Origin of the sequence: Streptomyces sp. Je 1-79, assembly GCF_025195125.1 — a bacterium.
Taxonomy (GTDB): domain Bacteria; phylum Actinomycetota; class Actinomycetes; order Streptomycetales; family Streptomycetaceae; genus Streptomyces.
In genome coordinates this window covers 86,058-106,585 of record NZ_JAMGSL010000015.1, presented here as the reverse complement: position 1 = coordinate 106,585, position 20,528 = coordinate 86,058, and the positions used below count along the sequence as shown (strand labels likewise).

The 20,528-nt window shown below is 72.9% G+C and carries 19 protein-coding genes; 9 read left to right on the top strand and 10 right to left on the bottom strand.

Annotation, left to right across the window (positions count from 1 at the left end):
• Positions 1–38: 38 nt before the first annotated feature.
• Positions 39–2,126 carry a restriction endonuclease gene (locus M5362_RS27685; protein ID WP_260230518.1) on the top strand — a complete coding sequence of 696 codons (2,088 nt, stop codon included), beginning with the start codon at positions 39–41 and terminating at the stop codon, positions 2,124–2,126.
• Between the two features lie 74 nt (positions 2,127–2,200).
• Here the strand turns inward: M5362_RS27685 and M5362_RS27680 are convergent, their stop codons facing one another.
• Positions 2,201–3,601 (bottom strand): FAD-binding oxidoreductase, encoded by a 1,401-nt coding sequence (locus tag M5362_RS27680; protein ID WP_260230517.1) that lies wholly within the window; start codon positions 3,599–3,601, stop codon positions 2,201–2,203.
• Positions 3,602–3,778: 177 nt separating this feature from the next.
• On the opposite strand from M5362_RS27680, the gene M5362_RS27675 reads away from it, so the two are divergent.
• The gene (locus tag M5362_RS27675) at positions 3,779–4,678 is read left to right on the top strand and encodes an aminoglycoside phosphotransferase family protein (protein WP_260230516.1); all 900 of its coding nucleotides are present in this window, start codon (positions 3,779–3,781) and stop codon (positions 4,676–4,678) included.
• 19 nt (positions 4,679–4,697) lie between these two features.
• Positions 4,698–5,207, top strand: coding sequence for a GNAT family N-acetyltransferase (locus tag M5362_RS27670; RefSeq protein WP_260230515.1), 510 nt, complete (start codon positions 4,698–4,700; stop codon positions 5,205–5,207).
• Between the two features lie 19 nt (positions 5,208–5,226).
• On the opposite strand, the gene M5362_RS27665 is transcribed toward M5362_RS27670, so the two are convergent.
• Positions 5,227–6,225 carry a zinc-binding dehydrogenase gene (locus M5362_RS27665; protein WP_260230514.1) on the bottom strand — a complete coding sequence of 333 codons (999 nt, stop codon included), beginning with the start codon at positions 6,223–6,225 and terminating at the stop codon, positions 5,227–5,229.
• Positions 6,226–6,284: 59 nt separating this feature from the next.
• The gene (locus M5362_RS27660) at positions 6,285–7,472 is read right to left on the bottom strand and encodes an NAD(P)-binding protein (RefSeq protein WP_260230513.1); all 1,188 of its coding nucleotides are present in this window, start codon (positions 7,470–7,472) and stop codon (positions 6,285–6,287) included.
• 97 nt (positions 7,473–7,569) lie between these two features.
• Here M5362_RS27660 and M5362_RS27655 point away from each other — a divergent pair, with 97 nt between their 5' ends.
• Complete coding sequence (locus M5362_RS27655) at positions 7,570–8,271, top strand: pentapeptide repeat-containing protein (RefSeq protein WP_260230512.1); 702 nt, start codon at positions 7,570–7,572, stop codon at positions 8,269–8,271.
• Positions 8,272–8,318: 47 nt separating this feature from the next.
• On the opposite strand, the gene M5362_RS27650 is transcribed toward M5362_RS27655, so the two are convergent.
• From M5362_RS27650 to M5362_RS27635, 4 genes are all read right to left on the bottom strand, one after another.
• Complete coding sequence (locus M5362_RS27650) at positions 8,319–8,819, bottom strand: hypothetical protein (protein ID WP_260230511.1); 501 nt, start codon at positions 8,817–8,819, stop codon at positions 8,319–8,321.
• A 138-nt stretch (positions 8,820–8,957) separates the two neighbouring features.
• Positions 8,958–10,169 carry an FAD-dependent monooxygenase gene (locus tag M5362_RS27645; protein WP_260230618.1) on the bottom strand — a complete coding sequence of 404 codons (1,212 nt, stop codon included), beginning with the start codon at positions 10,167–10,169 and terminating at the stop codon, positions 8,958–8,960.
• A gap of 69 nt (positions 10,170–10,238) precedes the next feature.
• On the bottom strand, positions 10,239–10,865 hold the full coding sequence (locus tag M5362_RS27640; protein ID WP_260230510.1) for a response regulator transcription factor: 627 nt from the start codon (positions 10,863–10,865) through the stop codon (positions 10,239–10,241).
• Positions 10,862–11,992, bottom strand: coding sequence for a sensor histidine kinase (locus M5362_RS27635; protein ID WP_260230617.1), 1,131 nt, complete (start codon positions 11,990–11,992; stop codon positions 10,862–10,864). Before M5362_RS27635 ends, M5362_RS27640 begins: the two co-directional genes overlap by 4 nt.
• A gap of 378 nt (positions 11,993–12,370) precedes the next feature.
• Between M5362_RS27635 and M5362_RS27630 the strand changes: the two genes are divergently transcribed.
• Positions 12,371–12,913, top strand: a complete 543-nt coding sequence (locus M5362_RS27630; protein ID WP_260230509.1) for a heme-binding protein — start codon at positions 12,371–12,373, stop codon at positions 12,911–12,913.
• A 145-nt stretch (positions 12,914–13,058) separates the two neighbouring features.
• Positions 13,059–14,486 (top strand): M1 family metallopeptidase, encoded by a 1,428-nt coding sequence (locus M5362_RS27625; protein WP_260230508.1) that lies wholly within the window; start codon positions 13,059–13,061, stop codon positions 14,484–14,486.
• Positions 14,487–14,611: 125 nt separating this feature from the next.
• Here M5362_RS27625 and M5362_RS27620 read toward each other — a convergent pair whose 3' ends face one another.
• A complete protein-coding gene (locus M5362_RS27620; protein WP_260230507.1) occupies positions 14,612–15,187 on the bottom strand; it encodes a TerD family protein in 576 nt (191 codons plus the stop codon).
• Positions 15,188–15,314: 127 nt separating this feature from the next.
• Here M5362_RS27620 and arfB point away from each other — a divergent pair, with 127 nt between their 5' ends.
• A complete protein-coding gene (arfB, locus tag M5362_RS27615; protein ID WP_260230506.1) occupies positions 15,315–15,752 on the top strand; it encodes an alternative ribosome rescue aminoacyl-tRNA hydrolase ArfB in 438 nt (145 codons plus the stop codon).
• A gap of 55 nt (positions 15,753–15,807) precedes the next feature.
• Here arfB and M5362_RS27610 read toward each other — a convergent pair whose 3' ends face one another.
• Entirely contained in the window at positions 15,808–16,371 is a 564-nt protein-coding gene (locus M5362_RS27610; protein ID WP_260230505.1) for a flavin reductase family protein, read from the bottom strand.
• 338 nt (positions 16,372–16,709) lie between these two features.
• Between M5362_RS27610 and cdgB the strand changes: the two genes are divergently transcribed.
• Both cdgB and M5362_RS27600 read left to right on the top strand, forming a co-directional pair.
• Entirely contained in the window at positions 16,710–18,365 is a 1,656-nt protein-coding gene (gene cdgB / locus M5362_RS27605) for a diguanylate cyclase CdgB (protein ID WP_260230504.1), read from the top strand.
• A 106-nt stretch (positions 18,366–18,471) separates the two neighbouring features.
• Positions 18,472–19,440, top strand: a complete 969-nt coding sequence (locus M5362_RS27600) for a CBM35 domain-containing protein (protein WP_260230503.1) — start codon at positions 18,472–18,474, stop codon at positions 19,438–19,440.
• A gap of 93 nt (positions 19,441–19,533) precedes the next feature.
• On the opposite strand, the gene M5362_RS27595 is transcribed toward M5362_RS27600, so the two are convergent.
• Positions 19,534–20,460, bottom strand: coding sequence for a 1-phosphofructokinase family hexose kinase (locus M5362_RS27595; protein ID WP_260230502.1), 927 nt, complete (start codon positions 20,458–20,460; stop codon positions 19,534–19,536).
• Between the last annotated feature and the right edge of the window lie 68 nt (positions 20,461–20,528).

Below are 20,528 nucleotides of genomic sequence, written 5' to 3'. Positions count from 1 at the left end.
CATATCCGGCTGGGGTGTTCTGGGGAGGGGTGCGGCGGATGAGTCGGCGTTCCAGTGGGCTGATCGGTGCGTGGGCCGAAGCGCAGCGGTTGGCACAGCGGGAGCGGGAGGGGCAGCTGCAGGCGGTGCTGCGGCAGCAGCGGGACGCGGAGCGGGCGCAGCGGTCGCACGAGCGGGACGTGGCGCGGATGCAGCGGGAGCAGCGGGCCGCGTACCGGCAGCACCGTGACGCGGACGCGTTGCGGCGGACGCGGGAGCTGGACGAGCGGGTCGCGCTGTTGTCGGGGCTGCTGGCGCGGGGGTGCGGGGTTCCGGCGTTCGGGGTGGAGTCGATGAGACGCCAGGAGGAGATCGAGCCGTTCGCGCCGGGTCCGCTCGGGCAGCCGGTGGCGGTGCCGGACCAGCGGCACTACCAGCCGCAGAGCGCCTGGACGGCGTCGGGGCGGGCGCAGGCGGAGCAGGAGGCCCGGGCGAGGTTCGAGCGGGACTGGTACGCGGCGCAGGAGGCGGAGACCCGGCGGCAGCGGCAGTTGGCCGCGTACCGGGCGCAGTACGACGAGTGGGCGGCGGGGCGGCTGGCGGAGATCCGCGCGCACAACAGCGGGATCGCCGGGATGGTGGACTCGCTGCGGGCCGGCGACCCGGAGACGGTGGTCGAGTTCTTCTCGGCCGTGCTGTACGCGTCGACGGCGTGGTCGGAGGGGTTCCCGCGGCAGGTGTCGGCCGCGTACGACCGCGGGGCCCGGGGCCTGGTCCTGGACTGGGATCTGCCGGGGTACGAGGTGGTGCCGGAGGCCAAGGGGGTCAAGTACCTGCCCAGTACGGACCAGGAGAAGGAGGTCCCGCGGCCGGTGACACAGCGGCGGGCGCTGTACCGGGACGTGGTGGCGCAGAGCGTGCTGCTCGCGGTGCGGGAGCTTTTCGCCGCCGACCGGTTCGGTGTCCTGCGGAGCGTGGCGCTGAACGGGTTCGTGGACGGTGTGGATCCGGCGACGGGGCTGGCCGCGCGGCTCTGTCTGGCTTCGGTGGTGGTGGAGCGGCCGGTCTTCGACGGGCTGAATCTGGAGCTGGTCAGTGCGGTGGACTGTCTGACGGGGGCGTTGTCGGGGCGGTTGTCCGCGAAGCCCGACGAGCGGGCGGCGGTGGTGCCTCTGTCGGTGCCGGAGCAGGTGGGCTCGGCCGTGGTGCTGCACGGCGAGGGCGAGGAGCCCGATCTGCTGGCGATGGATCCGATCGCCTTCGAGGGGCTGGTGGCAGAGCTGTTCCGGGCGCGGGGGCTGCAGGCGGTGACGACGCGGCGGTCGAACGACGGGGGTGTGGACGTGGAGGCGCTGGATCCGATCCGTGGCGGTTCGATCATCGTGCAGGCGAAGCGGTACCGGAACACCGTCCCGCCGAGCGCGGTGCGGGATCTGTACGGCACGGTGCAGGGGGCCGGGGCCAACAAGGGGGTGCTGGTGACGACGTCCGGGTTCGGGCCGGGGTCGTACACCTTCGCCAACGGCAAGCCGCTGACGCTGATCTCGGGTGCGGAGCTGGTGGACCTGTTGCATCAGCACGGCTTGCGGGGCCGGCTGGGGACGGGGGTGCCGGAGGCCCCGACGGTGGTGGCCGAGACGCCGGCTCCGCCCGGGGCCGACGGGGACGCCAACGTGCTGGGGATGGTCTGGTCCGGGTCGGTGGCTCTCGACGTCTGCGCGTTGGTGTGCGAGGGCGGCAGGGTGCTGGGGGAGGAGCACTTCGTCTTCTTCAACAACGTCTCGACGCCGGAGGGCGCGGTGCGGATGGTGCCCGCGGTGTGGGGGGACAAGGCCGCCGTCCAGGTCGCGTTCGAGGCTCTGCCGCCGCGGGCCGACCGGTTGGTGCTGGTCGCGGCGGTCGATCCGGAGGTGAACCCGGACGCGGATCTCGCGGGGTTCGTCGACGCGGGGATCCGTCTGCGGGACGGCTCGGGGGCCGAGGTGGACCGGCTGGACGTGTCGGACGGCCGGGCGGGGGAGACCGCCCTGGTGCTGGGCTCGTTCCGGCGCCGGTCCGGTGGCGACTGGGACTTCGTCCTGGGGGGCCGGGGCTACGCCGGTGGGTTGGCGGAGCTGGTGGGCGACTTCGGCATCGAGGTGGAGTAGGGGTCCGGAGACCGTGAGGGCCCCGGACCTGGTGACGGTCCGGGGCCTTCGGTGTGGCCTGGTGTGCGGGGCGGTCAGCGGCCGGAGAGGCGGTCGGCGATCGTCGCGATGCGGGAGGTCCGCGCGGTGTGGGTGGTGAGTTCCTGGCGGTCGGCGTTGCGGTAGGCCGCGTACATCGTCTGGACGCCGAGCCAGCGCAGGGGTTCCGGCTCCCACTTGCGGACCTTGTGGTTGACCCAGGGGAGGGCGGTGAGGTCGGTGGGTCCGGACTGGCCGGAGTCCTGCTGGATGAGGTCGCGCAGGGTGCGGGCCGCGAGGTTGGCGGTGGCGACGCCGGAGCCGACGTAGCCGCCTGCCCAGCCGAGGCCGGTGGAGCGGTCGAGGGTGACGGTGGCGCACCAGTCGCGGGGGACGCCGAGGACGCCGGACCAGGCGTGGTCGATGCCGAGGCCGGCGAGGGAGGGGAAGAAGCGGATGAGGATCTCGCGCAGGGCTTCGATGGTCTGGGGCTGGGTGCGGCCGTCGTTGTCGGTCCTGGAGCCGTAGCGGTAGGGGACGCCTCGGCCGCCGAGGGCGATGCGGCCGTCGGCGGTGCGCTGGGCGTACATGTAGGCGTGGGCCATGTCGCCGAGGGTTTCGCGGCCGTTCCAGCCGATGGTGTCCCACTGGGCGTCGGTGAGGGGCTCGGTGGCGATCATGGAGGAGTTCATGGGCAGCCAGGTGCGGCGCTGACCGGTGAGGGTGGCGGTGAAGCCTTCGGTGCAGCGCAGGACGTACGGGGCGCGGACGGTGCCGTAGGGGGTGATGGCGTGCTTGGGTTCGATCTGGGTGACCGGGGTCGATTCGTGGATGGTGACGCCGAGGGCTTCGACGGTGTCGGCCAGTGCCTTGACGAGTTTCACGGGGTGGAGTCGGGCCCCGTGCGGGGTCCAGGAGGAGCCGACGGCGCCGGCGATGCGGATGCGGTCGGCGGTCTCGCGGGCGCCGTAGAGCTCGCGTTCCTTCTCGCCGAAGGCGATCTCGACGGCGTGGAAGGCTTTGAGGCGGGCGAGTTGGGCGGGGGAGTGCGCGACTTCGAGGACGCCGCCGCGGTGGATGTCGGCGTCGATGTTCTCGGCGGCGCAGACGTCGATGACCTCGGTGACGGTGTCGTTCATGGCGTGCTGGAGGCGGACGGCGGCGTCGTGGCCGTGGAGCTTGGCGTAGCGGTCGCGGCCGGCGATGCCGTTGTAGAGCCAGCCGCCGTTGCGGCCTGAGGCTCCGTAGCCGCAGAACTTGGCTTCGAGGACGGTGATGTTGAGGAAGGGGACGGCCTTCTTGAGGTAGTACGCCGTCCACAGTCCGGTGTATCCGCCGCCGACGATGCAGACGTCGGCGGTGGCGTCCCCGGGCAGGGGCTCGCGGGGGGCGGGGGTGCCTTCTTGGGCGTACCAGAACGAGATGCCGCCGTTGACCGTGCTGCTCCTGCTGACCATGGGCGGGAGGCTACTGGATGGGTGCGGGCCTCCGGCCTTCGGATCCGGGTCTTTCGACGGCGTGGCCGGGCCGGGGTGTTCGAGGCAGGGTGTTCGGGGCGGCGTGGCCGTGCCGGGGGATTCGGGGTGGCTGTTTTCTCGGGTGTGCCGTGTGAGGTGGGCGGATAGCGTCGGTGTGTGATCGAGATCCCGGCCGAACTGGTGGCGTCGCAGGCGAAGTACAACGGTGCGGCGGGGCGGGCGTTCGTCGCGGCGTTGCCGGGGCGGGCGGAGGAGTTCCTGGAGCGGTGGGGGCTGCGGGTGACGGGGCCTTCGATGTACGGGGTGGCGTCGCTCGTGCTGCCGGTGACGCGGGGCGCGGACGGTGTGCGCGCGGCGTTGAAGATGCAGTTGCTCGACGAGGAGAGTGCGGGCGAGCCGGTGGCGCTTCGGGCCTGGGACGGTGACGGGGCCGTGCGGCTGCTGGCGGAGGATCCCGGGACCGGCACGATGCTCCTGGAGCGGCTGGACGAGGGCCGGCATCTGTCGACGCTGGGGGATGCGCGGGAGGCGGTGCGGATCCTCGGGGACGTGCTGGCCCGGCTGGTGGCGGTGGAGGCGCCGGAGGGGTTGCGGCGGCTGGGGGACATCGCGGCGCGGATGGTGGCGCAGACCCCGGAGGCGGCGGCGCGGCTGGGGGCGGAGGACGCGGCGCTGCTGCGGGAGTGCGCGGCGGCGGTGCGGGAGGTGATGGGGGAGCCGGGGGACCGGCTGTTGCACTGGGATCTGCACTACGACAACGTGCTGGCGGCGGAGCGTGAGCCGTGGCTGGCGATCGATCCGAAGCCGTTGGCGGGGGATCCGGGGTTCGAGTTGCTGCCGGCGCTGACGGATCTGTGGGAGGAGGATCCGGCGGCCGGGACGTGGTGGCGGTTCGATCTGTTGACGGAGCGGCTGGGTCTCGACCGGGAGCGGGCGTCGGCGTGGACGCTGGGCCGGGTGTTGCAGAACGGGTTGTGGGACGTGGAGGACGGGGAGCCGGCGCTCGATCCGGATCAGGTGTCGATCGCGCGGACCCTGCTGGCCCGGGGCCGTTGACGTCGTGCAGGCTGGTTCCATGATTCGTACCGCCACACCTGCCGATGTCTCTGTGATCCATACGATGATCCGCGAGCTCGCGGAGTACGAGAAGGTCCCGCACGAGGCCCGCGCGACTCCTGAGCAGCTCCGCGAGGCGCTGTTCGGAGCGCGTCCGGCGGCCTTCGCCCACATCGCGGAGTCCCCCGAGGGCGAGCCGGTGGGTTTCGCGCTGTGGTTCCTGAACTTCTCGACCTGGCGGGGTGTCCACGGCATCTACCTGGAGGACCTGTACGTCCGCCCGTCGAGCCGGGGCGGCGGCCACGGGAAGGCGCTGCTGGCGGAGCTGGCGCGGATCTGTGTGGAGCGCGGGTACGAGCGGCTGGAGTGGGCGGTCCTGAACTGGAACACGCCGTCGATCGACTTCTACGAGTCCCTGGGGGCGCGGCCGCAGGACGAGTGGACGGTGTACCGGCTGACGGACGGGGATCTCCACGACCTGGGGACGGGCGGGGGAGGGGCGCCGTCGGCGGGGTCGGTGGCCCGCTGACGGCGGTCGCTCCTGGGGTTTACGGGATCAGGACCACCTTGCCGATGGTGCCGCGGGTCTCCAGGGCCTGGTGGGCGGTGGCCGCCTGGGCGAGGGGGAAGCGGTGGACCGCCGGGCGGAGGGTGCCGTCGGTGGCGGCGGCGAGGGAGGCGAGTTCGAGGTTGCGGATGTCGCCGCCCGCCTTCTGGATCATGGTGGGGCCGAGGACGGACTCCGAGGTGATGGATCGGGCGGCGAGCTCCTCCTCGGTGAAGGTGAGGGGTTCGCCGTCGTGGAGGCCCGCGCCGGACCAGCCGAAGACGATGTGCTGCCCGCCCTTGCCCAGGAGGTCGACCGCGGCGAGGCCGGTGTCGCCGCCGACCGAGTCGAAGACGACCGTGGCGGTCCTGGTGCCGAGGAAGGCGCGGACCTGGTCCGGCCAGTCGGGGAGCTTGTAGTCGACGGCCAGGTCGGCCCCGTTCTCCTTGACGAGGGCGGTCTTCTCGGGGCCGCCGGCGAGGCCGATGACGGTCGCGCCGGCGTTCTTGGCGTACTGGACGAGGAGGGTGCCGATGCCTCCCGCCGCGGCCGGGACGATCGCGATCGAGTCGGGGCCGAGTTCGGTGAACTGGAGGATGCCGAGTGTGGTGCGGCCCGTGCCGATCATCGCGACGGCCTCCGCCTCGCCGAGGTGGTCCGCCAGGGCGTGCAGCTTCGCGGCGTCCACGACGGCCTGTTCCGCGTAGCCGCCGGGGGCCATGCCCAGGTGGGCGACGACGCGCCTGCCGAGCCAGGAGGGGTCCGTGCCCTCGCCGAGTGCGTCGACCGTTCCCGCGACCTCGCGGCCGGGGATGGTGGGCAGTTCGGCGGGGGCCGGGAAGGGGCCGGTCTGCCCCATGCGCAGGGCGGTGTCCAGGAGGTGGACGCCGGCCGCGGCGACCGCGATACGGACCTGGCCGGGGCCGGGGGCCGGGTTCTCGACCTCCTCGTACGTGAGGTTCTCGGCCGGGCCGAAGGCGTGGAGGCGGATCGCGTGCATGGGGGCTCCCCGGGTCGTGATGTCGGTCGCTTGCGCGGTGATGCGTACAGACTCCGACCTCAAGCAAGCTTGAGGTCAAGCCTTTTCGTGCGCAGGGCCAGCGACACCGCCTCCACCGCGCTCGTGAACGACACCTCCGACAGCACGCCCGGCGCCGCGACCTGGTCGCCCACCAGGTACACGCCGTCGCCCCGGTCGATCGCCGGCCGGTCGCGCCAGGTCGTACCCGGCAGGTCGAGCGCGCCCGTACGTCCGTCGCAGACGGCCTCGCGGCGCCGGACGGTGCGCTCGCGCCAGCCCGGGAACCCCAGGTCGAGCAGGCGCTCGCCATGGGCGACGCCGTCGGCCTTGGTCTGGTGCGGGCCGATGGGGAACTGGGCCTGGAGCAGCTGCTCGCCGGCCGGGGCGAGGGAGGGGTCCTGCGCCGTGAAGCGTTCGATCCAGCCGGGCGCGTCCAGGTCCGAGACGACGAACGGGTCGCCTGCGCGGGTGCGCAGCGCCAGGTCGAAGAGGACCGTTCGGCCGCTCTCCCCGCCCCATGTCGGGTCGTTGAGCAGCCGGGCGGCCGCCGCGAGGGAGGTCGCGACGACGACCGGGCCGTCGGCGACCGGCAGTGCGTCGATCCGGGACGACGTCTCGATCCGTACGCCGGTCTCCCGGGCGCGCGCGGCCATCCGGTCGACGAGCCGCCCCCAGCCGCCCCGGATGTACCGGGCCTCGGGCGGCAGCGCGGCCGCCCGGTGCAGCCGCTCCTGGACGAAACGGGCCGAGAGCGCGCCCGGGTCGTGGTGGAAGAGGGCGACCCCGCTGTACGCGGCGGCCTGCCGGGCCGCCTCGGGGCCGGCGACCCGGGTGGCCCAGGTGAGGAAGTCGGTGTCGACGGGGGCCTGCGCGGAGGTGCGGAGCGTGTGGCGCAGGAAGCCCAGCGGCGGGGTGCGGCGCAGGCTCCCGGCGTGGTGGAAGCGGAAGCGGGCGGCTTCGCGGAGCGGGAGCGGTGCGAGCGGGCCGAGGAGGCCGCGCTGGGCGAGCCAGGTCCAGTGCGGGCCCTTGCGGTAGATCGCGTGCGGTCCTTCGTTGGTGCGGTACGGCCCCTCGGCGGTGCGGGCGCGCCCGCCGAGGGTGTGGTGGGCCTCGTGGAGGGTGACCGTGGCCCCGGCCTCGGCGGCGGTGATCGCCGCGGTGAGCCCGGCGAATCCGCCGCCGACGACGGTGATGTGGGTCCGGGGGGTGGTGCCGTTCCGGTGCATCTCGCGCTCCCTCGTGTCGCTGTTTACGAGGGGACGGGCGGGAGGGCCCCGGATGTGACATCGGGGCGTTGTCAGTGGCGCAGGTCACCATGGGGTCATGGCGACGGACAGGGCGACAGGTAGGGCGACGGGCAGGACGGTCGGCGGGAAGAAGATCGCGGGCGCGCGGCGGGCGGAGGTGCGGCTGCCGCCCCTGGAGGCGTACGAAGGGGAGCTGGAGCCGGACGGGGACTACGACGGCCTCGCGTTCGAGGGGCTCGACCTCTCCGGGCAGAGCGGGCCGGGGGCGCGGTTCCTGGAGTGCGCGGTGCGGGACTGCGCGGTGGACGGGACACGGCTGACCAGAGCGCGGCTCCTGGACTCCGTGCTGAGCGGGGTGCGGGGGGTCGGCACGGAGCTGGCGGACGCGTCGCTGCGGGACGTGGAGATCGTGGACGCGCGGCTCGGCGGGACGCAGCTGCACGGGTCCGTGCTCGAGCGGGTGCTGGTGCGGGGAGGGAAGATCGACTACCTGAACCTGCGGACGGCGAAGCTGAAGGACGTCGTCTTCGACGGGTGCGTGCTGGACGAGCCCGACTTCGGCGGCGCGGTGCTCGAACGGGTGGAGTTCCGGGGGTGCGTGCTGAAGGGGGCGGACTTCAGCGGGGCCCGGATGAAGGACGTGGACCTGCGGACGGTGGAGCGTCTGGAGATCGCGCGGGGGGTGGAGGCGCTGTCGGGTGCGGTGATCAGTACGGCGCAGCTGCTGGACCTGGCGCCGGTGTTCGCCGCCCAGCTGGGGGTGCGGGTGGAGGACTGACGGAGGGGGGTCAGGTCATGGGAGCCGGGTTGCTGTCCGCGGGGGCGTCACGGGAGCCGGGGGAAGCGGGCCTGGAGGTCCCAGATCACCGGGTTGTCGCCGAGGCCCTCGTGCATGTCGGTGAGGTCGGCGATCAGGTCGTGCAGGAAGTCGCGGGCCTCGCGACGCAGTTCGCGGTGGCCGAAGGTGAGCGGCGGCTCGTCGCCCGGCATCCAGTCGGCCTCGACGTCCACCCAGCCGAATCGCCGCTCGAAGAGCATGCGGTCCGAGGACTCGGTGAAGTCGAGTTCGGCGTACTGGCGCTGTGCGGACCGGCTGCCCCGCGGGTCGCGGTCCAGCTGCTCGACGATGTCGCACAGCGCCCACGCGAAGTCGAGCACCGGCACCCATCCCCAGGCTGTGGACACCTCGCGGTCGGCCTTGGGGTCGGCGAGGTACACGTCCCCGCAGAACAGGTCGTGGCGCAGCGCGTGGACCTCCGCGCGGCGGTAGTCGGTCTGCGGGGGGTCGGGGAAGCGACGGGAGAGGGAGTAGCCGATGTCGAGCACGGTGACGATGCTCCCACGCGTACGAGCCCCGTCACGCACCACGCCTACGGGCCGGGGCCCGCGGACCCTCAGGCCGGGCCCGCCGCAGCCGCCACGCCCGACCGCAGCCGCGCCCCGGCGGGCGGCAGCCGGCCCGCCTCAGGTGCGTGATCTGGCGTGCAGGGTGCGGGCGACTCTCGGGCCCAGCCAGCGCTTCAGGCGGCGCAGGGGTTCCAGGCCGTCGGCCGCGCGGTCGATGCGGTAGTAGAGCTGCGGGGGGACGTGCGGCAGCAGGGGCGAGTGGCGCTGGCCGAGGAGCGCGAACATCTGGACCGGGGGGAGCCTCATGTAGCGGGGCAGGTTCTCGTACCACCGGGCGCTGTAGCGGGCCGCGCTCTGGGCCGACAGGAGCTCGGCGCGCCGCCGCCTGCCGTAGCGGGCGAGCGCCGCGTCCAGGTCACCGCCCGCGCGCAGGGCGTCCGCGAGGGCGAGCGCGTCCTCCAGGGCCAGTGTCGTGCCGGCGCCGATCGAGTAGTGGGTGGTGTGCGCGGCGTCGCCGAGCAGGACCAGACGGCCGCGGTGCCAGACGCGGCTGGTCAGGGTGCGGAAGTTCAGCCACTGCGCCGCGTCGTCGTCCTGGCCGCGGCCGATCAGCGGGTGCCCGTCGAGGAGGTCGTGGAACAGCTTCTCCAGCAGGTTCAGGCTGTCGGCCTCGCCCATCGAGTCGAGTCCGAGGCCCGTCCACGTCTCGGGGGCGCACTCCACGACGCAGGTGGACTGCTCGCCGCTGAACCCGTAGGCGTAGCACCAGATCCAGCCGTGGTCGGTCTCCTTGAAGGCGAAGCTGAAGGAGTCGAAGACCTTCGTCGTGCCGAGCCAGATGTACGGGTTGCGGCCGGTGGCGACCTCGGTGCCGAAGTGGCCCGGGTACGCCTCGCGCAGGGCGCTGTTGACCCCGTCGGCCGCGACGACCAGGTCGGCGTCCGCCAGTTCCGGGGCGTCGGGGCCGGGGATGCCGTGCTCGAACTCGACGCGTACGCCCAGCGCTTCGGCACGTTCGGCGAGGAGGGTGAGCATCCGGCGGCGGCCGATGCCGAAGCCCTCGTCACCGCGGTGGACGGTCCGCTCGTCGCGGACGATGGCGACGCCGTCGGTCCAGCGGACGGAGGCCTCGTCGATGGCGCGCGCCGACTCCGGGTCGCCCTCCCGCAGCTTGTCCAGGAGCCCGGCCCAGTAGGTGACGCCCCAGCCGTACGTGGAGCCGGCCGCGTTCCGTTCGTAGACGGTGATCTCGTGGGAGGGGTCCTGCCGCTTCATCAGGATCGAGAAGTACAGGCCGGCGGGCCCACCGCCGACGCAGGCGATCTTCACATGCGCTCCCACAACGAGACGAGACGAGACTGACACTCTGCGATAGAATGGCAACGCAGAGTAGCAGCGTCAGGGGAGCAGGCGCTGTTCCTTCGCCACGGCGACGGCGCCCGCACGGGTGTCCACGCCGAGCTTGGCGTAGATCCGGCCGAGGTGGGTCTTCACGGTCGCCTCGCTGATGAAGAGCGCGCGCGCGATCTCGCGGTTGCCGAGGCCGTGCGCGAGCTGGCCGAGGATGTCCCGCTCGCGGTCGGTGAGGGTGGGTCCGGCGGCGCCGCGCATCCGGTCCATGACGCGGCTGGCGACCGGCGCCGACAGGGTCGTGCGGCCCTGGGCGGCGGAGTGGATCGCGGCGAACAGCTCCTCGGGGCGCTCCGCCTTCAGCAGGTAGCCGGTCGCGCCCGCCTCGATGGCGCGGGTGATGTCCGCGTCCGTGTCGTACGTCGTGAGGACCAGGACGTGGACGCCGGAGCGCGCCCCGGCGATCCGGCGGGTCGCCTCGACGCCGTCGATGCCGGGGCCGAGCTGGAGGTCCATCAGGACGACGTCGGGACGGAGTTTGGCGGCCATCGCGACCGCCTCCTCGCCGCTGCCCGCCTCGCCGACGACCTCGATGTCGTCGGCGCTGCCCAGCAGGGCGAGCAGTCCGGCGCGGACGACGGCGTGGTCGTCGCAGAGCAGGATCCGTACCGTCATGGACGGGCCTCCAGGGTCGTGGACAGGGGGATCGCGGCTGAGAGCACCGTGCCCTCGCCGGGGGTGGACTCCACCGTCAGCGTGCCGCCGAGCTGGCGCACGCGCGCCCGCATCGCGGGCAGGCCGTGGCCCCGTACGCCCTCGCCGCCGCCCGCCGCGGAGGGGTCGAAGCCGCGGCCGTCGTCGGCGATGTCGAGGACGACCTGGTCGTCGAGGTAGGTCAGGGTGAGGGCGGCGGAGGTGGCGCCGGCGTGCTCGCGGACGTTGGCGAGGGCGCCCTGGGCGATGCGCAGCAGCGCGGACTGCGCGCGTTCGGGCAGCGGGACCGGTGCCCCGTCGACACGGAACGCGGCCGACTCGCGGCCCGCCACCGTGCGCAGCGCCTCCTCCAGGCCGCCGCCCTCGGCGAGGTCGGCCGGGGCGAGGTCGTGGACGAAGCGGCGGGCCTCGGCGAGGTTGCGCTCGGCGATGGACTCGGCGGTACGGACATGGCGGCGGGCGGTCGACGGGTCGCTGTTCCAGGTGAGGTCGGCCGCCTGAAGCAGCATCTGCTGGCTGGACAGGCCCTGCGCGAGGGTGTCGTGGATCTCCATCGACAGCCGCTGGCGTTCGGCGAGGGTGCCCTCGCGGCGCTCGATCGCGGCCAGTTCGCGCCGGGTGCGGATCAGGTCGTCGATCAGCGCCCGCTGCCGGTCCGTCTGCCGCTGTGCGTGGACGAAGACGGCGGTGGCGATCGCGGCGACGGCCGGCGGGGCGACGACGAGATTGGGATCGAAGCCGTCGTCCGAGAGCTGGACCTGCGCGGTGACCACGAAGGCGGTGAGGACGGCGACGAGGACGAGGGCGGCCCGGGGCGGCAGGGTGCGCATGCCGGTGTAGAAGAGCGGCACCGCGCACCAGGCGAAGCTCGGCGCGAGGACGACCAGGAGCATCCAGACGGCGACGACCGTGGTCAGCCAGGCGATCCTGCGCGGGGTGGCGCGGGTGCCGAGCACGGGGCCGAGAAGGTAGAGGGCGGCGAGCGCGCCGGAGAGGGCGACGATCCAGGGGCTGCGGTCCTCCCAGGGGTGCCGCAGGAGGAAGCGGGCCAGGGACGCGCCGAGGAGCAGGAAGAAGGCGACGTGCATGACCCGCGCGAGCCACCGGGCGTCCGGGTCCGGCCGCGCGAGCCCGCGGGCCTCCGGGTCGGGGTCCGGTGCCGACCGCCCGAGTCCGCGGGCGTCCGGGTCCGCGTCCGGTGCCGACCGCCCGAGTCCGCGCGCCTCCGGGTCCGCGTCCGGGTCCTGCGCCGTCACTGGAACTCCTCTGACCTGGGGATACGTATCCATACTGGCCCAGGAGGACCAGAGGGGCATCAACCGATCGGCTGACACCCCCGTCGTCCATCATGCGCGACGGCGGCATCCGGTCCGTGGACCGTACGGGCCCGGATCCGGCCGGAGGATCGATGGCAGAGCGAACGAACGACCCGCCTCGACCACCGCCACAGCCTCAAGGAGCCCTCCATGAAGAAGAAGATCCTCTTCGGTGCCGCCACCGTCGCCATCGCCGCCGCCGGTACGTTCGGCGCCGTCTCCGCGAACGCCTCCGCCCCGGCCGCCGCGCCCGCCGTCGCCGCCCAGGCCGACGCGTCGAACAAGAACCTCCAGCAGACCACGCACCTGACGATCGAGGCCGCCACCAAGGCCGCGAAGGCCACCCTGGAGGCCGCGGAGGACGAGAACCAGCGCATCACGGTCGCCGTCGTGGACCGCAACGGCAACACCATCGTGACCCTGCGCGGCGACGGCGCCGGCCCGCAGTCCTACGAGTCGGCCGAGCGCAAGGCGTACACCGCCGTGTCCTGGAACGCCCCGACCTCGGAGCTGGCCAAGCGCCTCGCCCAGGCCCCGAACCTGAAGGACATCCCCGGCACCCTGTTCCTCGCCGGCGGCGCCCCGGTGACGGTCAAGGGCGCGCCGATCGCCGGTATCGGTGTCGCCGGCGCCCCGAGCGGCGACCTCGACGAGAAGTTCGCGCAGGTGGGCGTCGCGTCGCTCGCGAAGTAACCCCTGAGCGGCCGTGCGAGCGGCCTCGCACGGCCTCGGTGCCGCCCGGACCCCCGCCGGGCGGCACCGTCCTGTCTCCCGCCGGGCGGACGGTTCCGGCTCCCTCCGGGCGGCACGGTCCCGTTCCGCTGCCTAAGATCGATTCGTGGACGTACGGAGCCGAGCCGCCCTGGCAGCAGCGGTCGCCGCGCTGCTGGCCCTCGGTGGCTGCACCGCCAGTGGTGCCGACGGCGGCGGCGGGGCCGCGGGCGTAGACATCGGCGGTGTGAGCGGCACCCCCGGCGCGGCCGGGCTGCGCGACCCCTACTTCCCCAGGCTCGGCAACGGCGGCTACGACGTCACCCACTACGCGCTCGACCTGCGCTACGAGCCGAAGGGCGGCCGGCTCGACGCCACCGCCATGATCACGGCCCGGGCCACGCAGAACCTCAGCGCCTTCAACCTCGACCTCGCCGGTCTGACCGTCGCCTCGGCCTCCGTCGACGACGTCCCGGCCGCCGCCAACCGGGCCGGGAACGAGCTGACGATCCGGCCCCGCGACGACATCGACAAGGGCGACGTCTTCCGTACGAAGGTCACGTACGCCGGAGTGCCGGCGACGATCACCGACCCGGACGGCTCGCAGGAGGGCTGGCTCAGGACCGCGGACGGCGCGCTCGCGCTCGGCCAGCCGACCGGCTCCATGGCCTGGTTCCCCGGCAACCACCACCCCTCCGACAAGGCGACGTACGACATCACGCTCACCGTCCCCGCCGGGACGCAGGCGATCACCAACGGTGTGCGGGCCTCGGAGCGGTCGGCGAACGGCCGGACCACGTCCGTCTGGCACGTCGCCGAGCCGATGGCGAGCTATCTCGCGACCCTGGGCGTGGGCCGGTACGTGACGAAGGCCTCGGCGACCCCGTCCGGGCTGCCCGTCCTCACCGCCGCGGACCCGACCGTCGCCGCGAAGAGCGCGCCGCTGCTGGCCCGTATCCCCGAGATCGTCGCCTGGCAGGAGGAGAAATTCGGCCCCTACCCCTTCTCCGCCGCCGGCGCGGTCGTCGAGCGGACCGGGGACGCGGGCTACGCGCTGGAGACCCAGACCCGGCCGGTCTTCCCGCAGGACGCGTTCACGCCGGAGATCCTCGCCCACGAGCTGGCGCACCAGTGGTTCGGCAACTCGGTGACGCCCGAGACCTGGAAGGACATCTGGCTCAGCGAGGGCTTCGCGGTCTACGCGGAGTGGCTGTACGCCGAGGAGTTCGGGGACACCCCGGCGCAGCGCAGCTTCGAGGCGGCGTTCGCCGTCGACGCCAACTGGGCCTTCCCGCCCGCCGAGCCGCCGGCGGCGGAGAACCTCTTCGACCCGCCCGTGTACCAGCGGGGCGCGATGGTGGTGCACAAGATCCGGCAGGCGGTCGGCGACGAGACCTTCGCGAAGATCCTGGCGGGCTGGCCGGCGGCGCACCGTCACGGCAACGCCTCCACCGCGGACTTCACCGCGTACGTGGAGGACGTGGCGGGGAGGGACCTCGACGAGGTCTGGGACGTGTGGCTGTACGGGAACGGGAAGCCGGCCCGCCCGAACTGACGCGGGCCGGTACGGCCGTGGCGAGGGCCGGGGGTTCGGCGATCACCAGGGCAGCGGGAGGCCCCGGCGCGGTCGTCGCGCCGGGGCCGTCCTGGTGAGCCGGGGCTCTCCTGCCGATCCGTACGTCAGAGGTTGACGCCGAAGTCGCGGGCGATGCCCTCAAGGCCGGAGGCGTAACCCTGGCCGACCGCGCGGAACTTCCACTCCGCGCCGTTGCGGTACAGCTCGCCGAAGACCATCGCGGTCTCGACGGCGGCGTCCTCGGAGAGGTCGTAGCGGGCGATCTCGGAGCCGCCGGCCTGGTTGAGGATGCGGATGTACGCGTTCCGCACCTGGCCGAAGTTCTGCGAGCGGTTGACCGCGTCGTAGATGGAGACCGGGAAGACGATCTTGTCCACGTTCGGGGGCAGCGCGGCGAGGTTGACGTTGATCTGCTCGTCGTCGCCGCCGCCCTCGCCGGTGCGGTTGTCACCGGTGTGGACGATGGTCTGGTCCGGCGTCGACTTGTTGTTGAAGAAGACGAAGTGCGCGTCGGAGGCGACCTTGCCGACGGCGTCGACGCCGATGGCGGACGCGTCCAGGTCGAAGTCGGTGCCGGTGGTCGTGCGGACGTCCCAGCCGAGGCCCACGGTGACGGCGGTCAGGCCCGGAGCCTCCTTGGTCAGGGAGACATTGCCGCCCTTGGACAGGCTTACAGCCATGGGATGTGCCTTTCTTCGTGACCTTCGTGATGTCGTCACACGGGATAACGCGGACGGTGCCCTGCCGGTTCCACGGTGGGAAACCGGTGCGAAAACAGGATGACGTGCGGGAGCCCGTACGGGGAACATGGATGACATGTCCGGTCCCTATCTGATCCGCGGCTCCGTCTCGCTGCCCGAGGCCGAGCTCATGTGGCGTTTCTCGCGGTCGTCGGGGCCTGGCGGGCAGCACGTCAACACCAGTGACTCGCAGGTGGAACTCCGCTTCGACCTGGCCTCGACGGAGGCGCTGCCCGAGGTCTGGAAGGCCCGCGCCCTGGAACGGCTGGCCTCGCGGCTGGTCGGCGGGGTGGTGACGGTCCGCGCGTCGGAGCACCGCTCGCAGTGGCGCAACCGCGAGACGGCGGCGGTGCGGCTGACCGCGCTGCTCGCGGAGGCGACGGCTCCGCCGCCGAAGCCCCGCCGGGCGACGAAGATCCCCCGGGGGATCAACGAGCGCCGGCTGCGGGTGAAGAAGCAGCGCTCGGAGACGAAGCGCGGCCGCCAGGGTCGGGACTGGGGCTGACCCGCCCCCCGTGCGGCCTCAGTCCGGCGCGGCGGGCCCCTCGGCCTCCCGCGGCTCAGGTCATGCGGCGGTACTTGCCGCGGAAGTACGTCAGAGGCGTGGTGTCCGAGGTCGGGACGGACGCCGTCAGCACGCGGGCCACGACCAGCGTGTGATCGCCCGCCACCACGCGGTTCTCCGTACGGCATTCGAGGGTCGCCAGCGCGCCGTCCACCAGCAGCGCCCCGCTCTCCTCGCCCCGGGTGCACGGGATGTCCGCGAAGAGGAGCCGGTCGCTCACGCGGCCCTTCATCGCGAAGCGGCCCGCGACGTGGCGCTGGTTCTCGGCGAGCACCGAGACCGCCCAGACCGGGACCTCCGCCAGCAGGTCGTCCATGCGGGAGCCGTTGCGCAGGCTGACCAGGACCAGGGGCGGGTCCAGGGAGACGGACATGAAGGCGGTCGCCGTCATGCCGACGTCCTCACCGCGCGGGCCGTCGTCCGGATCGTGGGCCGTCACCAGGACCACGCCCGCCGCGAGGCGGGACATCGCCGCCCGGAACTCGTCGTTGCTCACCCCCTCAGCATGAGGGATCGCCAGATCCGAGGTGGGGGGCGGGGCGGGGGTCGTCGTCAGCACGTTCCGCACGCTAGCCCCGCACCGCCGCGCGTCACATCGGCCCCGGGGACCAGACCGGCCCCCTCGACGGTCCTAGGACCCCCTCCGTCCCCGAGTTGTGACAGATCCCGCCCCGGCTGAACGCACAGCGTTCACTTTGCGTTCAAGAAGGCGGGGGGCGTTTTCTGGAGCGCCCTGCCATGCTTCATCCCGTGTTGTGACTTGAGTCACAGAGCGCAGTATTTGTTGACCCTGTGTACCGGGTGCACAGCTCGCTGTGATTCAGTGGCGGGGACAGTGCAGCACGAGTGCCGATGAGAACCCTGGAGTTGCTGTCGAGGTCTCGGGGAGAGCGAGCGATGGAGACCGAGTCGGAGCCGTACGTCCGTCTTGCGACCCTGCGGCAGCTGCATCAGGTCGTGGCCGACCTCAACACAGCCCGCAGTCTGGCGGACACCCTGCAGACCGTCGCCGACGGCATCGTCGCCGGTCTCAACTATGAGCTGGCCTGCGTCAATCTCGTACGCCCCGACGGAGACCTCGTCGTCGCCGCCTTCGCCGGAAGCACCGCCGCCGAAGCGCTGATCACCGGCCGCGTCGGCCCCCGCGCCTCCTGGGAACGCCGCCTCTCCATGGGCGTCGCCTGGGGTGACCTGCGGTTCATCCCGCACACCGAGGGCTGGGTCCTCATCGAGGACGACGTCCCGCAGTGGCACACCGAAGGCCCCGCCCCGCGTTTCGAGGACGAGTGGCATCCCCACGACCGCCTCTACGCCCCCATGTACTCCCCCGGCGGCCGCTCCACCCATCCCGGGGGAGCCCCGGGCTCCGGCCGCGAACTCCTCGGCGTCATCTCCGTCGACCGGCCCCGCAACGGCCGGCACCCCGGGCCCTGGGGCCAGGAAGCCCTGCAGATGTACGCGTCCCAGTCGGCGATTGCGATCAGCAACGCCCGGCTGCGAGCAAACATGCAGCGCGCCCTCGTCCGTCTGGAGCGCGAGCAGCAGGCCCTGCGCGCCAGTGAAGAGTCGTTCCGCCAGGCCTTCGAGTACGCCCCCTCCGGCATGGCCATCGCCGAGATGGGCGGCGACCAGCACGGCCGGTTGCTCCGCACCAACGACGCCCTGTGCCGCCTCCTCGGCCGGCCCGCCTCCGTCATGCGCCGCTACTCCTTCGCGGACCTCGTCCACCCCGAGGACATAGGGACGCTGCTGCGCACCTCCGCCGAGGGCGGGCGTGCCGAGCTGCGGCTCGGCCGCCGCGACGGCACCTACGTCTGGGTCTCCCTGCGGAACTCCGTCGTCGCCGACACCGCCGACGGCCCCCGCTTCCTCCTCACCCACGTCGAGGACATCGAGGAGCGCAAGCGCCACGAGCTCCAGCTCGCCCACCGCGCCTCGCACGACGCCCTCACCGGCCTGCCCAACAGCGCCGAGCTGCGCTCCCGGCTGAGTGCCCGGCTCTGTGAGCGTCCGCACGCCGCCCCGGAGCCCGAGTTCGACGCCCCGTACGGCCACGAGCACGGCTTCGGCTTCGACGCGGGGCCCGGCGCCGGAGGCCCGTACGACCACCACGTCCACAGCGTCGCGCCCGCCGGCGGCGACATCGACGACGGGACGAAGGGGCTCGCCGTCCTCTTCTGCGACCTCGACGGCTTCAAGTCGATCAACGACCGCTTCGGGCACCACACCGGCGACGCCGTCCTCATCGAGGTCGCCCGGCGGCTCACCACGGGCGTACGCGACGGGGACACCGTCGCCCGCCTCGGCGGTGACGAGTTCGTCGTCCTCGCCGACGGCCTCGGCGCGGCCGACGCGGCGGACCTCGCCGTGCGGCTCCGCAACGCGATCATTCCGCCGATCCGGGTCGACGGACGGGCGGTCAGGGTCGGTGCGAGTTTCGGCATCGGCTGGGCCGAGTGCGGCATGACCGTCGAAGAGGTCCTGAACTCCGCCGACCAGCGGATGTACATCGAGAAGCGGTCCCGCGCCAAGGTCCACCGCCGCGCCGGATAGGGGTCCGCGGCAGGCTCGTCTGTCAAGGACCGGATCGTCGGCTTCCTCGTTCGGGGTAGGCTCGGCCGGTCGGCGACGGCTGGCGAGCATGGATAGGAGTGACCGGATGGCTGCCGGTAACGACGGCGCGAACACGCCCGAGAACGACGATCCGTTCGGCTACCTGTATGCGGATGGACAGGCGGCGGGTGCCCAGCCGCCGGGTCAGGCCGGTGGCTACGGCTACCCCGGACCGGCCGCGCAGCCGGGCGTCCCCCGGACCTCGTACAACCAGGTCAGAACGGTCGGCGAGCGCCAGTACGGCGGCCAGCAGCAGTACGGTCCGCCGCCCGGGCAGGTCCCGCACCAGCCCGCGTACGGCCAGCCGCACCCGCAGTACGCCGCGCCCGAGACCTACCCGGGCGGCGCGCAGACCAGGCAGTCGCCGATCCCGCACCAGCGCGGCGGTGGCGGCGGCCGGGGCCCCAACACCCGCGGTCTGCTGATCGGCGCGATCGCGGTCGTCGCGGTCGTCGTGATCGGAATCACGGCCGCCATCCTGACCAACAAGGACGGCGAGAAGACCGACGGCGACAGCGCCGGCGGCAAGCCGACCGGTGGCTCCTCCGAGGTCTCCCAGAGCCCGAGCCCCGAGCCCAGCGCCGAGAAGACCCCGGCGGAGCTGCCGCAGCAGGACGCGGCCACGCTCAAGCTCGGCGGCAGCGCGTACCTCGCCAAGGACATCAAGGGCGCGAAGGGCGTGGGCGGCACGTACGTCACCGGGTTCACCACCGTCGGGGCGTCCGCGACCTGGAAGACCGAGGTGCCCGAGGCCGGCACGTACAAGATGGAAGTGCGGTACGCGGTCCCGGCCAAGGACGCCAACGCCACCGTGACCGTCAACGGCAAGGCGAACACGAACCCGATGAACCTGAAGAACTTCATCGGATCCTCGGACCCGAACCTGGAGAAGAACTGGCAGACCACCTGGTCCCAGGTCTCGCTCCAGAAGGGCGAGAACGAGATCAAGCTCTCCTGCGAGGCAGGAAACCAGTGCGACGTGATCTTCGACTGGGTGAAGATCAGCAACCTCTGAGACCCACGCTCCGAGCCGTACGCTCGGGCGAGAGGCCCCGCGGAACCCACCGGTTCCGCGGGGCCTCTCGCGTACGGCGCTCCGGTACGGCTCTCACGCGGCGGCGGTCAGTTCCGTCACCGTCACCCGTGGCAGCAGTTCCTCGTACGCGGCCCGGTCGAACTCGCCCGCCACCGGTGACAGCACCGTCGCCGCCGACAGGGCGACCGCGCGGGTCAGCCGGTCCGGCCACGGGAGCTTCTCGACCAGGCCCGCGAGGAGGCCGGCGACGGCCGAGTCGCCCGCGCCGGTCGGGTTGCCCTTCACCGCGGCCGGCGGGGACGCCTGCCACAGGCCGTCCGGGGTCGCGGCGAGCATGCCGTCGGGGCCCAGGGAGGAGACCACCGCGTGCGCGCCGCGACGGCGGGCGTCGCGGGTGGCGCGGTGCGGTTCGCGGGAGCCGGTGAGCTGGGCGAGCTCGTCGGCGTTCGGCTTGACCATGTCGGGGCGGGCCGCGATGCCGCGCCGCAGGGGTTCGCCACTGGTGTCGAGGAGGACGGGGACGCCGGCGGAGCGGGCGAGCCGGATCAGCTCCGCGTACGCGCCGACGTGGATGCCGGGCGGCAGGCTGCCGCACAGGGCGACCGCCTCGGCGTCGGCGAGCAGCCCGGTGTAGCGGGCGGTGAGGGTGGACCACTCGCCGGGGGTGACGGCCGGGCCCGGCTCGTTGAGCTGGGTGGTGTCGCCGGTCGTGCTGTCGACGATCGCGACGGTCCGGCGGGTGGCTCCCGCGACCGGGACCAGTTCGTCGCGGACGGCGCTCTCCGCCAGATGGCCGCGCAGGATCTCGCCGGTGGAGCCGCCCGCGAAGCCCGTCACGACCGTCTCGTGGCCGAGGGCCGCGAGGACGCGGGCGACGTTGAGGCCCTTGCCGCCGGGGCGTTCGATGACCTGGGTGACGCGGTGGGAGGCGTGCGGGGTGAGGGCGGGGACGCGATAGGTGAGGTCCAGCGCCGTGTTGAGGGTGACCGTGAGAATCACCTGCCGTACCCCCGTAGCCCGTCGAAAGTTCCTGGAACAGCCGTAGAACGCGCCACGATCATGCCAAA